The organism is Stenotrophomonas sp. YJH_SMC_53 (genome assembly GCF_059369995.1).
The window spans coordinates 1-14,246 of record NZ_JCAFTF010000007.1 but is presented as its reverse complement, the minus strand read 5'-3'; the positions used below and the strand labels follow the sequence as shown (position 1 = coordinate 14,246).

12 protein-coding genes and 1 rRNA gene are annotated in these 14,246 nt (G+C 67.9%); 6 read left to right on the top strand and 7 right to left on the bottom strand.

Going from position 1 to position 14,246, the window contains the following annotated elements; translation table 11 throughout:
- Positions 1-230: 230 nt before the first annotated feature.
- Together glyS and glyQ are read right to left on the bottom strand one after the other, a co-directional pair.
- Positions 231-2,306, bottom strand: a complete 2,076-nt coding sequence (gene glyS / locus AC5P7X_RS12430; protein ID WP_495214910.1) for a glycine--tRNA ligase subunit beta — start codon at positions 2,304-2,306, stop codon at positions 231-233.
- A gap of 87 nt (positions 2,307-2,393) precedes the next feature.
- The gene (gene glyQ / locus AC5P7X_RS12425) at positions 2,394-3,305 is read right to left on the bottom strand and encodes a glycine--tRNA ligase subunit alpha (RefSeq protein ID WP_049412007.1); all 912 of its coding nucleotides are present in this window, start codon (positions 3,303-3,305) and stop codon (positions 2,394-2,396) included.
- An 83-nt stretch (positions 3,306-3,388) separates the two neighbouring features.
- Between glyQ and AC5P7X_RS12420 the strand changes: the two genes are divergently transcribed.
- The 3 genes from AC5P7X_RS12420 to AC5P7X_RS12410 are packed head-to-tail and all read left to right on the top strand — an operon-like array spanning position 3,389 to position 6,903.
- Positions 3,389-5,224 carry a GspE/PulE family protein gene (locus tag AC5P7X_RS12420; RefSeq protein ID WP_070489360.1) on the top strand — a complete coding sequence of 612 codons (1,836 nt, stop codon included), beginning with the start codon at positions 3,389-3,391 and terminating at the stop codon, positions 5,222-5,224.
- Positions 5,196-5,942 (top strand): glutamine amidotransferase, encoded by a 747-nt coding sequence (locus AC5P7X_RS12415; protein ID WP_065177803.1) that lies wholly within the window; start codon positions 5,196-5,198, stop codon positions 5,940-5,942. The genes AC5P7X_RS12420 and AC5P7X_RS12415 overlap by 29 nt, the downstream gene beginning before the upstream one ends.
- Before the next feature lie 49 nt (positions 5,943-5,991).
- The gene (locus AC5P7X_RS12410) at positions 5,992-6,903 is read left to right on the top strand and encodes a BPSS1780 family membrane protein (protein ID WP_070489359.1); all 912 of its coding nucleotides are present in this window, start codon (positions 5,992-5,994) and stop codon (positions 6,901-6,903) included.
- An 85-nt stretch (positions 6,904-6,988) separates the two neighbouring features.
- On the opposite strand, the gene tatC is transcribed toward AC5P7X_RS12410, so the two are convergent.
- From tatC to AC5P7X_RS12390, 4 genes are all read right to left on the bottom strand, one after another.
- On the bottom strand, positions 6,989-7,738 hold the full coding sequence (gene tatC / locus AC5P7X_RS12405; protein ID WP_005420449.1) for a twin-arginine translocase subunit TatC: 750 nt from the start codon (positions 7,736-7,738) through the stop codon (positions 6,989-6,991).
- On the bottom strand, positions 7,735-8,193 hold the full coding sequence (gene tatB, locus AC5P7X_RS12400; RefSeq protein ID WP_053500646.1) for a Sec-independent protein translocase protein TatB: 459 nt from the start codon (positions 8,191-8,193) through the stop codon (positions 7,735-7,737). Before tatB ends, tatC begins: the two co-directional genes overlap by 4 nt.
- A 15-nt stretch (positions 8,194-8,208) precedes the next feature.
- Positions 8,209-8,436: a Sec-independent protein translocase subunit TatA gene (gene tatA / locus AC5P7X_RS12395; protein WP_053500648.1), complete on the bottom strand. Its 228-nt coding sequence runs from the start codon at positions 8,434-8,436 to the stop codon at positions 8,209-8,211.
- 75 nt (positions 8,437-8,511) lie between these two features.
- A complete protein-coding gene (locus AC5P7X_RS12390; RefSeq protein WP_049411991.1) occupies positions 8,512-9,405 on the bottom strand; it encodes a lipid-binding SYLF domain-containing protein in 894 nt (297 codons plus the stop codon).
- Between the two features lie 165 nt (positions 9,406-9,570).
- Between AC5P7X_RS12390 and hemH the strand changes: the two genes are divergently transcribed.
- The 3 genes from hemH (at position 9,571) to AC5P7X_RS12375 (ending at position 13,781) form a co-directional block, all read left to right on the top strand.
- The gene (gene hemH, locus AC5P7X_RS12385) at positions 9,571-10,533 is read left to right on the top strand and encodes a ferrochelatase (protein ID WP_053500650.1); all 963 of its coding nucleotides are present in this window, start codon (positions 9,571-9,573) and stop codon (positions 10,531-10,533) included.
- On the top strand, positions 10,530-11,384 hold the full coding sequence (locus AC5P7X_RS12380; RefSeq protein ID WP_053500652.1) for an alpha/beta fold hydrolase: 855 nt from the start codon (positions 10,530-10,532) through the stop codon (positions 11,382-11,384). Before hemH ends, AC5P7X_RS12380 begins: the two co-directional genes overlap by 4 nt.
- A 291-nt stretch (positions 11,385-11,675) precedes the next feature.
- On the top strand, positions 11,676-13,781 hold the full coding sequence (locus AC5P7X_RS12375; RefSeq protein ID WP_495214909.1) for a methyl-accepting chemotaxis protein: 2,106 nt from the start codon (positions 11,676-11,678) through the stop codon (positions 13,779-13,781).
- A 364-nt stretch (positions 13,782-14,145) separates the two neighbouring features.
- Here the strand turns inward: AC5P7X_RS12375 and rrf are convergent.
- Positions 14,146-14,246 (bottom strand): 5S ribosomal RNA (rrf, locus tag AC5P7X_RS12370); the annotation flags it as partial.

Genomic DNA, 14,246 nt, shown 5'->3' with positions numbered 1-14,246 from the left:
ACGATGCGAAATGCATCACGTCATTGCGGATCGGTTGTTAAGTGGCGGTCAAAATACACCGCAAAGTGTCGATTGTCGCAACCGACCAATCAGGATGCCGGCATCGTCCACGATGTCGGCAATGACCCCGATAGACAACGCCGGCGATGTTCCGGTAGTGCCGGCCGCTGGCCGGCACCCCACAGATCGGGGGCAATGCCGGCCAGCGGCCGGCACTACCGATACGGGCGTCAGCTCGACAGATGCTCGATCGCCGCCACCTTGCCCAGGCGCTCGCCCAGCATCGTCAGCAGCGCCAGGCGGTTGCCACGCAGTGCCGGATCTTCCGCGTTGACCATCACGCCATCGAAGAACGCGTCGACCTGCGGACGCAGGCGCGCCAGGCGTGCCAGCACCGCCACATAGTCCTTCTGGTGCAGGCTGGCGCCGGTGTCATCGATAGCGGCGGTGACCGCTTCGGCCAGCGCGCGCTCGGCATCTTCCTGCAGCAGTGCCGCGTCGATCTGCGCCGGAATCTCGCCCTCGGCCTTGCGCAGGATGTTGCGGATGCGCTTGTTGGCCGCGGCCAGCGCCTCTGCCTCCGGCAGCGCGGCGAAGGTGCCGATCGCATCCAGGCGGCGGTCGAAGTCGTACAGCGAAGCCGGCTTCAACTCGGCCACCGCGTTGAAGTGCGTGGCCGGCACGCCCTTGTCGCCGTAGTAGCCCTTCAGGCGGTCGAGGATGAAGTCGTACAGCTCGCCGACATCGGCCTGCACGTTGCGCGCGGCAAGGCCGGCATTGGCGCTGGCCATCAGCGCGCGCAGGTCCAGTTCGAAGCCGCTTTCGATGATCGTGCGGGCCAGGCCCAGCGCATTGCGGCGCAGCGCGAACGGGTCCTTGTTGCCGGTCGGCTTCAGGCCTGCAGCGAAACCACCGACCAGCGTATCCACGCGTTCGGCGATGGCCAGCACCTTCCCCAGCGGCGACAGCGCGATGTCGTCACCACCGAAGCGTGGCTGGTAGGCCTCGTCGATGGCCAGCGCCACGTCGGCCGATTCACCACCGGCCACGGCGTAGTGGCGGCCGGCGATGCCCTGCAGTTCCGGGAATTCGTTGACCATGCGCGACTGCAGGTCGTTCTTGGCCAGCTCGGCAGCCCGCTTGGCCTGCGCCGGATCGGCACCGACCTGGGCTGCGATCACTTCGGCCAGTGCGGCCACGCGCGCCACCTTGTCGGCCACGCTGCCCAGCTTGGCCTGGTAGGTCACCGTCTTCAGGCCGTCGCCCATCGACACCAGGCCCTGCTTCAGGTCCTCGTCGAAGAAGAACTTGGCGTCGGCAAAGCGCGGGCGGATCACCCGCTCGTAGCCCTTGGCCACTTCGGCCACGTCCTTCGATTCGATGTTGGCGATGCCGATGAACTTCTCGGTCAGCGTGCCGGCGGCATCCAGCACCGGGAAGAACTTCTGGTTGATCTCCATCGTTTCGATCAGTGCTTCCTGCGGCACTGCCAGGAAGGCGCGTTCGAAGCTGCACAGCACCGCCGAGGGCCATTCGACCAGGTTCACCACCTGCTCCAGGTTGTCTTCGGTGATGCGGGCGCTGCCACCGGCCCCGGCTGCAGCGGCCTCGACCTCGGCGACGATGCGCGCACGTCGCTCGCTCGGGTCGACCAGCACGAACGCGGCGCGCAGCGCTTCAACGTAGTCCTGCGGCTGCGCCAGCGACACGGCCTGGTCGTGGTGGAAGCGATGGCCACGGCTGGCACGGCCGGCCTGCAGGCCGAACAGTTCGGCCTTGACCACGTTGGCGCCGTGCAGCAGCACCAGCCAGTGCGCCGGGCGGGCGAAGCCCCAGGCGTGATCGCCCCAGCGCATCGGCTTGGGAATCGGCATCGCCGCGATCGCCTCGCGCAGGATTTCCGGCAACAGGCTGGCGGTGCTCGCGCCCGGGGTCACCGCGCGGTGCACGAAGCGCTCGCCCTTGTTGTCGGTGGTCTTCTCCAGCGCGGTCCAGTCGATCCCGGCCTTGGCGGCGAAGCCCTGCAGGGCCTTGGTCGGCTGGCCTTCGGCGTCCAGCGCGATGTTCAGATACGGGCCCAGCACTTCGCTGTGCTGTTCCGGCTGTTCCAGGCCGACGCCCGGCAGCAGCACGGCCAGCCGGCGCGGGGTCGACAGCGGGCGGGCATCGCCCAGCTCCAGCGCGACGCCACGCTTGCGCAGGCCTTCGACAACACCGTCGAAGAACGCCTGGGCCAGGCCCGGCAGCGCCTTGACCGGCAGCTCCTCGGTGCCCAGTTCGATCAGCAGGGGGGACAGTTGGCTCATCGGTTCGATCCTGTGGTGGGGGCGCAGCGCGCAACGCGTCCGGCGCCCCGGGTAGTTGATGAAAAGCGGGACGGTGCAGGAAGGCGGTCAGGCCTTCTTCGCACCCGGGAAGCCCAGCTTCTCGCGCTGCTCGTAATACGCCTTGGCCACCGCCTGGGCCAGCGCGCGCACGCGCAGGATGTAGCGCTGGCGCTCGGTCACGCTGATCGCGCGGCGCGCATCGAGCAGGTTGAAGGTGTGGCTGGCCTTCATCACCTGCTCGTAGGCCGGCAGCGGCAGGCCCACTTCCACCAGCTTCTGCGCTTCACGCTCGCAGGCATCGAAGCGGTGGAACATTTCGTCCACGTCGGCGTATTCGAAGTTGTAGGTGCTCTGCTCCACCTCGTTCTGGTGGTAGACGTCGCCGTAGGTCACCGGCTGGCCGTCCGGGCCGTAGGTCCAGACCAGGTCATAGACGTTGTCGCAGTTCTGCAGGTACATGCACAGACGCTCGAGACCGTAGGTGATCTCGCCCAGCACCGGTCGGCACTCCAGGCCACCGGCCTGCTGGAAGTAGGTGAACTGGGTCACTTCCATGCCGTTGAGCCAGACTTCCCAGCCCAGGCCCCACGCGCCCAGCGTCGGCGATTCCCAGTTGTCCTCGACGAAGCGCAGGTCGTGCACCAGCGGATCGATGCCCAGTGCCTTCAGCGAATCCAGGTACAGCTGCTGGATGTTGTCCGGCGCCGGCTTCATCGCCACCTGGTACTGGTAGTAGCGCTGCAGGCGGTTCGGGTTCTCGCCGTAGCGGCCGTCGGTCGGGCGGCGCGACGGCTGCACGTAGGCCGCGTTCCAGCTTTCCGGCCCGATCGCCCGCAGGAAGGTGGCCGGGTGGAAGGTACCGGCGCCCACCTCCAGGTCGAGCGGCTGGATGAGCACGCAGCCCTGCTGGGCCCAGAACTGGTTCAGGGTCTGGATCAGGCCCTGGAAGGTGATCGGAACGGTCGGGGTCGCGGACATGCGTACGAGTCTTGGCCGGCAAGGGGGTGCGCTAGTATAACGGCCGACCTGCGGGGCATTCCGTACCCGGGAGGAGCAGGCAGATGGAACATCGGCTGCCGGTGGGCACGCCCGGCGAGCCAGGCGGCGTCCCGCTGCCGTGGGGCCGCCTGCATTTCGAGCAGGTGGGTGCGGCGCTGCTGGCCGACGGCCTGGTCGCCGAGCACGAGGGCGAGCGCATGCGGTTTTCCGCACAGGGCGCGCGCAATGCCAGTGAAGTGCACCCGCTGGTGCTGCTGTCCAACCTCAAGCTGGCCACCCGCGACGGCGGCGAACTGACCCTGGAACGCCTGACCGAATGGCTGGCCCGACGCACCGGCAACCGCTACCTGCGCATCGATCCGACCCGGGTCGACGTCGCTGCGGTCACCGCGCTGGTCTCCCACGCCTATGCCCGTCGCCACCGCTTCCTGCCGCTGGCAGTGGATGCCGAACGGGTACTGGTGGCCACCAGCGAGCCGCTGGTGCAGGAATGGCGCCGCGACCTGCAGCACCTGACCCGCCGCCGCATCGAGCTGGCGGTGGTCAATCCGCTCGACCTGCACCGCTACACCATGGAGTTCTACGGGGTGACCCGTTCGGTGCGTGGCGCGCGCGGCGACGTCCGCGGCGAGGCCAACACCACCCTGCCCAGCTTCGAGCAGCTGGTCGAGCTGGGCCGCACCGGCGACGTCAATGCCGACGACCAGCACATCGTGCACATCGTCGACTGGCTGCTGCAGTACGCCTATGAGCAGCGGGCCTCGGACATCCACCTGGAACCGCGCCGCGAGATGGGACGCATGCGCTTCCGCATCGATGGTGTGCTGCACAAGGTGTTCGAGGTGCCGCCGGCAGTGATGACCGCGGTGGTCAGCCGCATCAAGGTACTCGGCCGCATGGACCTGGCCGAGCGCAGGCGCCCGCAGGACGGCCGCATCAAGACCCGCTCGCCGGGTGGCCGCGAGGTCGAGATGCGCCTGTCTACCATGCCCACCGCCTTCGGTGAGAAGTGCGTGATGCGCATCTTCGACCCCGATGCCGCCTTCAAGAGCATCGACCAGCTCGGCTTCAGCCCGCAGGAGGCCGCTGGCTGGAATGCACTGGTCGAGCGCCCGCACGGCATCGTGCTGGTCACCGGCCCGACCGGCTCGGGCAAGACCACCACCCTGTATTCCACGCTGAAGCGGCTGGCCACGCCGGACGTGAACGTGTGCACGGTGGAGGACCCGATCGAGATGATCGCCCCCGAGTTCAACCAGATGCAGGTGCAGGCCAACATCGACCTGGACTTCGCCAGCGGCGTGCGCACCCTGCTGCGGCAGGACCCGGACATCATCATGATCGGCGAGATCCGCGATCTGGAAACCGCGCAGATGGCGGTGCAGGCCTCGCTGACCGGCCATCTGGTGCTGTCCACGCTGCATACCAACGACGCGCCGTCGGCGGTCACCCGCCTGCTCGACCTGGGCGTGCCGCACTACCTGCTGGCCAGCACCCTCAACGGCATCCTCGCCCAACGCCTGGTGCGCACCCTGTGTCCGCACTGCAAGCAGCCGCACACCCTCGGTGCGGCCGACTGGGCGGTGCTGGCTGATAGCCAGGCTGCATATCCAGATGCCGCCACGCCCTGTCGTCCGGTCGGTTGCCTGGAGTGCCGGCGCACCGGATTCCTCGGCCGCATCGGCCTGTATGAGTTGCTGCCATTGGGCTCGCGGCTGCGCGGGCAGATCCGCGCCGACATGGATCTGGCCGGTTTCACCCGTGCCGCGCGCGCTGAAGGGCTGCGAACCCTGCGCCAGGCCGGGCTTGAAAAGGTGGCGCAGGGGCTGACTACAATCGAGGAAGTCCTGTCAGTGCTGCCGCCCCCGGATGAACCCAGCCCCCTTCCTGATCCTTGAAACCGGCCGCCCGGTACCGTCGCTGCGCCGCTACGGGCGCTTTCCGCACTGGATCCGCGTCGCCGCCGGGCTGGAGGAACATGAGACGGTGGTGGTCGATGTCGAACACGGTGGCGCCCTGCCCGATCCGCACGGTTTTGCCGGGGTACTGGTGACCGGCTCGGCCGCCTTCGTTACTGACCACGCCGACTGGAGCGAGCGCAGCGCGGCGTGGCTGCGCCAGACCGCCCACGCTGACCTGCCGGTGTTCGGCATCTGCTACGGCCACCAGCTGCTGGCGCATGCGCTGGGCGGTGAGGTGGCCTACAACCCGGCCGGGCGCGAGTCCGGCACGATCGAACTGGAGCTGCAGCCACAGGCGGCACAGGATCCGCTGTTCCAGGGCCTGCCGCAGCACTTTGCCGCTCACGCCACCCACCTGCAGACCGTGCTGCGCGCACCCGACGGTGCCGAGGTGCTGGCACGCTCGCCGCTGGATGGCTGCCACGCGTTCCGCTGGGGGCGCCAGGCCTGGGGCGTGCAGTTCCACCCCGAATTCGCCACCCACCACATGCGCGGCTACGTGCGCGCCCGCGCCGACTGCATCGGCCGCCACGGCGGCTGTGCGCGCAGCATCGAGCGCGCAGTCAGCGCCGCACCGCTGGCCCGCCAGCTGCTGCGCCGCTTCGTCCGACAGGCGCGGCTGTCTTCAGCCCAGCCGGCGGCAAAACAGGGATAATCAGCGGCACGGGCAACCGCCCGTCCCCTCCTGTCCTTCCCGGATGTCCATGAAAGAGATTCGCAAGCTGCCGGCCTCGGCGGGCGCCCAGTGGTTGCTGGATACGTTCTCGCTGTATCGGCGTGCGCCGCTGCAGCTGGCCCGGATCGGCCTGGCCTGGCTGCTGGTGAGCTGGGTGGTCACCCTGTTGTCGACGTTGATTCCCGGCGCCGCCGGCATGGCCGTGCAGCTGATGACCCTGGCCATCTCGCCGATCATGTTCGGCGGCATGCTCTACGCCGTGGGTGAGATCGACGAAGGCCGCCCGGGCCTGTCCTCGCACCTGCTGCAGCCGATCCGCGACCACCGCGTCAGCCACCTGCTGGTGCCGCTGGCGATCCAGGTGCTGGCGGTGCTGCTGCTGGGCGCGTTGCTGTTCATGATGATCGGCCGCGAAGGCTTCACCGCCTTCAGCGAGGTCATGACCAAGATGGAAGAGATCAGCCGCAGTGGCCAGCAGATCAAGCCGGACGATGCCGCGGCGCTGGTGGCCAACCTGCCGGCCAAGCGCATCGCGCTGTGGATGCTGCTGGTGTTCCTGAGCGCGGTCGCACTGTCGCTGGCAATGTTCACCCAACCGGCGCTGGTGGTGTTCGACAAGCAGAGCGGCATGCACGCGCTGCGCCTGAGCCTGCAGGGCTGCATCGAGAACATCGGCGCGATGATCGTGTTCGCCGTGCTCGGCCTGATCGCCGCGTTCTGCATCTACATCCTGTTCGTGATCGTGATCCAGATCGCGATGCTGATCGGTGGCCCGCTGGCCGCCGCCTTCATCGCGCAGCTGGTGCTGACCACGGTGCTGATGCCGCTGTATGTCGGCGCGGTCTATGCCGCGTGGAAGCAGATGTTCGTGCACCGTGGCAGTCGCGCCGCACCGCCGGTCCCGACCACCCCGACCTCGAGCGACGTGTTCCACGCCTGACCGGTCCCACCGGTAGCGCCGGGCCATGCCCGGCGGTGGCATCACATCGCACCCCGCACGCCGGGCATGGCCCGGCGCTACCGCATCAGGCGGCGGGTTTCTTCACGGCCGACGACGGCACCAGCCAGCGTGCGGCGTGGATGCCGAGCTCGTAGAGCAGGCACATCGGGATCGCCAGCATCAGCTGCGAGACCACGTCCGGCGGGGTCAGCACCGCCGCCAGCACGAAGATGCCGACGATCGCGTAGCCACGGCCTTCCTTGAACTGCTGCGGCGTCACCCAGCCCAGCAGCACCAGGATCACCATCGCCACCGGCAGTTCGAAGCTGCCACCGAAGGCGAAGAAGATCGCCAGCACGAAATCCAGGTAGGCATTCGCATCCGGGGTGATCGCGATCACGTCCGGGCTGAAGGTGGTCAGGAAATGGAACACCGCCGGCAGCACCAGGAAGTAGGCGAAGGCACAGCCGGTGTAGAACAGCAGTACCGAAGACACCAGCAGCGGCACCGCCAGGCGCTTCTCACGCGCGTAAAGCCCCGGGGCGACGAAGGCCCACAGCTGGTACAGCAGCCACGGCACCGCCACGAACAGGGCAACGAAGAAGGTCAGCTTCAATGGCGCGAAGAAGGCGCCGGCCGGATTGGTCGCGATCATCGTCTGCCCGTTGGGCAGCTGCGAGACCAGCGGTTCGGCCAGCGCGTTGTACAGCTTCTGGGTAAACGGCAGCAGCGCCAGCAGCACCACGCCCAGGCCCAGCAATGCGCGCACCAGGCGGCCGCGCAGTTCCACCAGATGTTCGACCAGCGAGCTTTCGCCGAAATCCTGTTCACTCATGGCTGGCGCTCCGTGCGCTGCGGCGTCGGAGCACCGGCTTCAGGGGGTGTCGCCGGCATCGGCTCTGGCGCAATGCCCTCCTGTACCGGTGCATCGGCAGGCGGCAGGCCGCCCATATGCGGCGGCGGATCCGCAGGCGCCGGTGCGCGTACTTCCTGCGCCAGCGCATCGCCCTGCTGCTGCGCCTGCTGCGCTTCGCGACGGATCGCCTCGCCGCTGGCGCGCAGCTGGTTCTCGGTGTCCTGCATGCCCTGGCGCACCTCCTGCATCTGCCGCTTGATGTCCTCGGCCTGCAGTTCGCGTTCCAGTTCCTGTTTCACCGAATCCCACTGATTGCGGGCACGGCGCACCCACAGGCCAGCGAAGCGGGCCGCCTTGGGCAGGCGCTCAGGACCGAGCACCACCAGGGCGACCACCGCGATCACCAGCAGTTCGCTGAAGCCGATATCAAACACCGCAACCGCTCCGGATCAGCGAGGGGTGCGGTCGTGCTCGTCCTGCGCGGAGCGCGAGGCGTCCTGGCTGCGCGACTCGTCGCCCAGCTGCGCGTTCGGCTTGTCCTCGTCGCGCATGCCCTTCTTGAATTCCTTGACCGCCGAGCCGAGGTCCTTGGCGCCACTGGTCAGGCGCTTGGTGCCGAACACCAGCAGGACGATGGCCAGCACGACCAACCAATGCCAGATGCTGAAACTGCCCATAAAGACGCTCGTTACGTTAGTGATCAGGCTGTCGAGCATAGCGCATCGGCTGTCAGCCGGCGCGCGTGACGAAAGTCAGTTCCCGCCCAGCGTTTCCGTGCGGATTTCGCCGTCGTTGACCGGCTGGAAGCCCTGCTGCTGCGGCGGCGGGTTCTGCGGCACGTTCTGCAGCGGCGCGGTGGTGGCTTCGGCGGGGGCCGCCGGCGCTGCCTGAACAGGCGCCGGCGCAACCGCCGGGGTCGCCGCCGGACGCGGTGCACTGCCACCATTGCCGTTGCGATTGTTGCGGGCGGCGTAGGTGGCCTCTTCCAGACGATCACGGAAGGCGACCACGTCCATCGACGGCGAACCGGCGGCGCGACCTTCGAAGATCATGCGCGGCGTGGTGTTGCTGCCGTAGGCGTCAAGGTTGGCGGCATCGTCGATCTGCAGCACCGCACCATCCAGCGCGACGCCCGCGAACAGCCCACGGGCACGCGACCAGGACCAGATCTCGGCCTTCAGCTGGCCGTCGGTGGCGGCGGCGGCATTGCGGCCGACCGGACCGGCGGCAACGCCAGCATCGGCGCCGAGCGTGAACTTGCCGTTGACCAGATTGTCCAGGCTGCGGTCGTTGCGGAACACCAGAACCACATCCGAAGATTGCACGCCGGCCTGGAAGCCGATGCTGCCACCGGTGAGCTTCACGAACACCGGGTTGGACCATGCGCCATTGGGCATGCGCACCGACATCAGGCCGTGGCCACGACGACCGCCAATGACAAGACCGGCCTTGATCGTGTCGGGAATGACGATGACCGCGCGGCCTTCGTCGAGCAATTTATCCGGAATGCCCTGTTCAGGAATTTCCTGGATTTCGGCCAGCACGCGCACGGCGTTGCGGGCGCGCTGGTCTTCCTGCGGTCCGGCCATGGCCTGGCTGGACAGCAGGCTGGCGGCGATCAGCAGGGCTTGGATCGGGCGACGCATGGCAGGCTCCAGAAGTCAGTCCATAGGAAGATATAGCAAGTGACTGAAATTAGTGGTGTTGTCATGAATCCCCAATGAGCGTTCCCTGCCCGCATTGATGCGCGCTATGCCTGCAATCCGAACCCTGCATCCCGGTGCGGCGCCGGATAGGCGACAATACCGCCCATGCTCGACGCACCCGATACCGCCGTGCTGGCGGTCAACCTAGGCACGCCCGAGACGCCGACGGCCCCCGCCGTACGCCGTTACCTGGCCGAATTCCTGTCCGACCCGCGCGTGGTCGCGATTCCGGCACTGCTCTGGCAGCCGCTGCTGCGCGGGCTGATCCTGCCGCTGCGAAGCGGCCGGTCGGCGGCCAAGTACGCCCAGGTCTGGCTGCCCGACGGCTCACCGCTGATGGTACATACGCGCCAGCTGGCGCAGGCCATGCAGGCCCTGCTGCCGACCCTGACGGTACGCCATGCGATGCGTTACGGCGAACCGGCGCTGGCCGGCGAGCTCGACCGTCTTGCCGCCGACGGCGCGCGCCGGATCGTGGTGTTGCCGCTGTACCCGCAGTACTCCACCACCACCACCGCCTCGGTCGAAGACCGGGTCGATGCGTGGCAGCGCCGCAACCCGGGCGTGACCGTGAGCCTGGTGCGGGATTACTCGGTCGATCCCGGCTGGGTCGAGGCCATTGCCGGATCGATCCGCCGCTACTGGGAACAGCACGGTCGCGGTCAGAAACTGATGTTCTCCTTCCATGGTATCCCGCAGCGCCTGGCCGACGCGGGCGACCCGTATCCGCAGCGCTGCGAGGCCAGTGCGCAGGCCATCGCCAATGCACTGGGCCTGGTCAAGGACGACTGGCAGATGGGTTACCAGTCGCGCTTCGGCCGCGAGCGCTGGTTGCAGCCGTATGCCGAGCCCAGCCTGTGGGCGCTGGCCGAATCCGGCGTGAAGCAGATCGACGTGGTCTGCCCGGGATTCGCCACCGACTGTCTGGAGACGCTGGAAGAGGTTGCGCTGGGCTTCACCGAAACACTGGCCGAGCGCGGTGCGACGATGCGCTACATCCCCTGCCTCAACGCCGAACCGGAGCATGCACGCGCCTTGGCACGACTGGCCGTGTCCTCGCTGGCATGAGCCTGCAACCGTTTGAACTCCAGGTCGGTTGCGCACGCGTCGCCGGCCTGCGCAACCACGGCGGCGGCCCACGCGTGCTGGCCCTGCATGGCTGGCTCGACAACGCCGCCAGCTTCGTGCCGCTGGCGCCGCACCTGTCCTCGCTGCAGCTGGTGGCCATCGACCTGCCCGGTCACGGCCACAGCGCGCATCTGCCGGCCGGTGCCAGCTACACCACGGCCGCCGCGATCTGCCACGTACTCGACGTCGCCGATGCACTGGGCTGGGACCGCTTCAGCCTGCTCGGCCATTCGATGGGTGCCGGCATTGCCAGCCTCACCGCCTCGGTCAGCGATCGCATCGAACGGCTGGTGGCGATCGAAGCACTCGGCGGCCTGCGCGGTCCCGAGGAAGAAACGGCGCATCGCCTGCGCGAGCATGTGAACGCCACGCGCGCGTTGGCACGCAAGCAGCTGCGCGTGTTCCCCGATCTGGCAGCGCCGATCCGCGCGCGGATGATGACCAACCAGCTCAGCGAACCCTGCGCACGGCTGCTGGTCGAGCGCGGTGTGGAACCGGTCGAAGGTGGCTACCGCTGGCGCAGCGACCCGCGCCTGATGCTGCCCACTGCGATCCGCCTCAGCGAAGGCCAGATCGACAACCTGCTGCAGGCCATCGCCTGCCCGACGCAGGTGATCTATGCCACGCCGGCGCAGTCCTACTATCCCGAGCCGATGCGCAGTGATCGCCTGCAGCACCTGCGTGATGGACGGCTGGCCGTGTTTCCCGGCAACCACCACCTGCATATGGAAGACCCGGCACGCATCGCCGAGGTGATCCTGCGCTTCCTCGGCAACGACAACGCCGGCTGAGTCGCAGCGTCCGCTGCACTTCATTCTGCGCACTTCCGGCCGATACATCAGTTGCGGGCCACTGCGTCCGCAGCACGTGGGCCCGGTCGGGCCTGCGGCGTGTGTCTGGTCCTGCAAGGAAGTCCGCATGCCCGCTCCATTGCTCCGTCACCCACAGGATGTGGTCACGGCGCCCCGTCTGCGCGACGTTGATTGCGTCGCATTCCCCGAATTCCCGGTCCATGCCCTGGCCACGCACTCGTGCGTGCGTCACCGTGTGGCCGTTGTCGTCTGCTGATCCAGGAGTCGCCGATGTCCGCTGCATCCACTCGCCCCCCCGATACCGCCCGCCTGCCGCATCTGCAGCGGCTCGCCCACCGCGCTGACCGCCGATTGCTGATCGGCAGTGCGGCACTGGCGGTGGCCGGCCTGGTGCTGGCCCTGCGCGGGCCTCATGTCCTGACCGCCTCGCTGGTCGCGGCCGCTGTGCTGCCTGCCATGTGGCTGGCCGGTCCCAAAGCGGGCCATAGCGCCACCCGCAATGGCCTGGCGCTGTTGTTGTCGCTGCAGTTGGCATGGTTGTGCGCGATCGCGGGCCTGTCGCCGGCGTTGCCGATTGCACTGCTGCTGGGCGTGCTGTTGAGCCATCGTGATCGCCTGCCGGTATGGCTGGCCGGCGGCATCGGCACGCTCGCGCTGTTGGCGCCGCTGCTGCAGGGCGCAGCAGTGGGACCTACGTTGCTGCAGGCAGGCCTGTTCGCCGGGCTGACGGCATTCCTCGGCCAGGTCGCGCTGCGCCTGCGCCAGCAGACCGAGGCGCTTGGCCACGGCCCGCGCCGGCTGGCTGCGCTGGCCCGCGACATCGCCACGGGCACCGACCTGGGCGCACATGCCGACACCGCATCCTATGCACCCGGCTCGTTGGCCCATGCGCTGGCCGATACCGCGCGCCACGTCCAGGCCCAACGTGGGCGTGAGGCTGAGGCGCATGCCGAGAATGCGCAGATCCGTCAGGCGCTGGACGCCTCGCGCACCGCGATGATGATCGCCGACAATGATCACGTGATCCGCTATGTGAACCGCTCGGTGGTGGCTCTGCTGCGCAACCAGCAGGCGACACTGCGCCAGGCCTTCCCTGACTTCGATGCCGAACGCCTGGTCGGCAGCAGCATCCATCGCTTCCATGCCAACCCGGACCGCATCCGCGCCATCCTCAATGGCCTGCAGGCCAGCCACAACGGCAAGGTACAGATCGGCCCGGTGCACTTCGCCCAGGTGGTCACCCCGGTGTTCGATGCACAGGGCATGCGCCTCGGTTTCGCCGTGGAATGGCATGACCGTACCCAGGAGCTGGCGCTGGAGAACGCCGTGGCCGGCATCGTCGCTGCTGCCGCTGCCGGCGATCTCGGCCAGCGCCTGCAGGCAACCGAAGGCGCCAGCTTCCTCGATGGCCTGACCGGTGGCATCAATCAGCTGCTCGATACGCTGGGCAGCACCGTCAACGACGTGCGGCAGATGCTTTCGGCGCTGGCCAACGGCGATCTCGATCGGCGCATGCACGGTGAGTACCACGGTGCCTTCGCCGCGATCCAGCGTGATGCCAACGCCACCGCCGGCCAGCTGGCGCGCATGGTGGGCCGCATCCAGCAGTGCGCGGCCTCGATCAGTACCGCCGCCAGCGAGATCGCTGCAGGCAATGGTGCGCTGTCCGAGCGCAGCGAGCGCCAGGCGGCGCACCTGCAGGAAACCGCAGCCTCGATGGAGGAGCTGACCGTCACCGTGCGCCAGAACGCTGCGCATGCGCGCGAGGCCAGTGAGCTGGCTGCGTCCACGCAGAGCGCCGCCAGTGATGGCAACACCGCGATGCAGCGGGTTGTCGACACCATGCAGGCGATTGAAGGCGCCTCAAAGCGGATTGGCGACATCACCGGCGTGATCGATGGCATCGCCTTCCAGACCAATATCCTCGCGCTCAATGCGGCGGTGGAAGCCGCACGTGCCGGTGAGCAGGGCCGTGGCTTCGCCGTGGTGGCCAGCGAGGTGCGCGTGTTGGCGCAGCGCTCCGCCGCCGCCGCACAGGAAATCAAAAGGCTGATCGATGAGGCAGGCCGACAGGTGGGCGAAGGTGCCCAGCTGGTGGCCGACGCCGGCCAGCGGATGCAGGGCATTGTCGGCGGCGTGGAGAATGTCAGCCATCTGATGCGTGAGATCTCGGCGGCCTCGCAGGAGCAGTCGATCGGCATCGAGCAGATCAACCAGACCGTGGTGCAGATGGATCAGGCCACGCAGCAGAACGCGGCGCTGGTGGAAGAAGCCACCGCAGCCGCACGCGAGCTGCAGACGCAGGCGGGGACGCTTACCGAGGCAGTGTCGGTGTTCCGCCAGCAGGAACCGCAGGAGGTCCCGCGGGCCGCCTGATCCGGGCCTGCAATGCGATCCTGATCAAGACGGCGCCCGCAGGGCGCCGTTTTTTTGCCTGCTTTTGCGTGATGGGTCAGGAAAAGTCCGCTTCCGGACCTGCCGTGAGGAGCAGCCAACCCTGTTTGGCGCCGCATCCACACACGGCGTGGATCTACCGGTAGTGCCGGCCGCTGGCTGGCAATCGATTGGTAGCGGCCAACCTTGGTTGGCGCAATGCTTCCTCGTGGACGGCATCCACGCATGGCGTGGATCTACCGGGCGATGTAACGCCATCGGGTTGCCGGCCAGCGGTCGGCACTACCCACGTTTCCTGCGCACAAAAAAAACCCCGCTGCGTCAGCAGCGGGGTTTTGGGTATAAACCCTGGCGATGACCTACTCTCGCATGGCTTGAGCCACACTACCATCGGCGCAGCTGCGTTTCACTTCCGAGTTCGGGATGGGATCGGGTGGTTCCACAGCG

Coding starts and splice junctions, on each gene's coding strand:
- glyS (WP_495214910.1), bottom strand. CDS start 2,306: ATGAGCCAACTGTCCCCCCTGCTGATCGAACTGGGCACCGAGGAGCTG.
- glyQ (WP_049412007.1), bottom strand. CDS start 3,305: ATGTCCGCGACCCCGACCGTTCCGATCACCTTCCAGGGCCTGATCCAG.
- AC5P7X_RS12420 (WP_070489360.1), top strand. CDS start 3,389: ATGGAACATCGGCTGCCGGTGGGCACGCCCGGCGAGCCAGGCGGCGTC.
- AC5P7X_RS12415 (WP_065177803.1), top strand. CDS start 5,196: ATGAACCCAGCCCCCTTCCTGATCCTTGAAACCGGCCGCCCGGTACCG.
- AC5P7X_RS12410 (WP_070489359.1), top strand. CDS start 5,992: ATGAAAGAGATTCGCAAGCTGCCGGCCTCGGCGGGCGCCCAGTGGTTG.
- tatC (WP_005420449.1), bottom strand. CDS start 7,738: ATGAGTGAACAGGATTTCGGCGAAAGCTCGCTGGTCGAACATCTGGTG.
- tatA (WP_053500648.1), bottom strand. CDS start 8,436: ATGGGCAGTTTCAGCATCTGGCATTGGTTGGTCGTGCTGGCCATCGTC.
- AC5P7X_RS12390 (WP_049411991.1), bottom strand. CDS start 9,405: ATGCGTCGCCCGATCCAAGCCCTGCTGATCGCCGCCAGCCTGCTGTCC.
- hemH (WP_053500650.1), top strand. CDS start 9,571: ATGCTCGACGCACCCGATACCGCCGTGCTGGCGGTCAACCTAGGCACG.
- AC5P7X_RS12380 (WP_053500652.1), top strand. CDS start 10,530: ATGAGCCTGCAACCGTTTGAACTCCAGGTCGGTTGCGCACGCGTCGCC.
- AC5P7X_RS12375 (WP_495214909.1), top strand. CDS start 11,676: ATGTCCGCTGCATCCACTCGCCCCCCCGATACCGCCCGCCTGCCGCAT.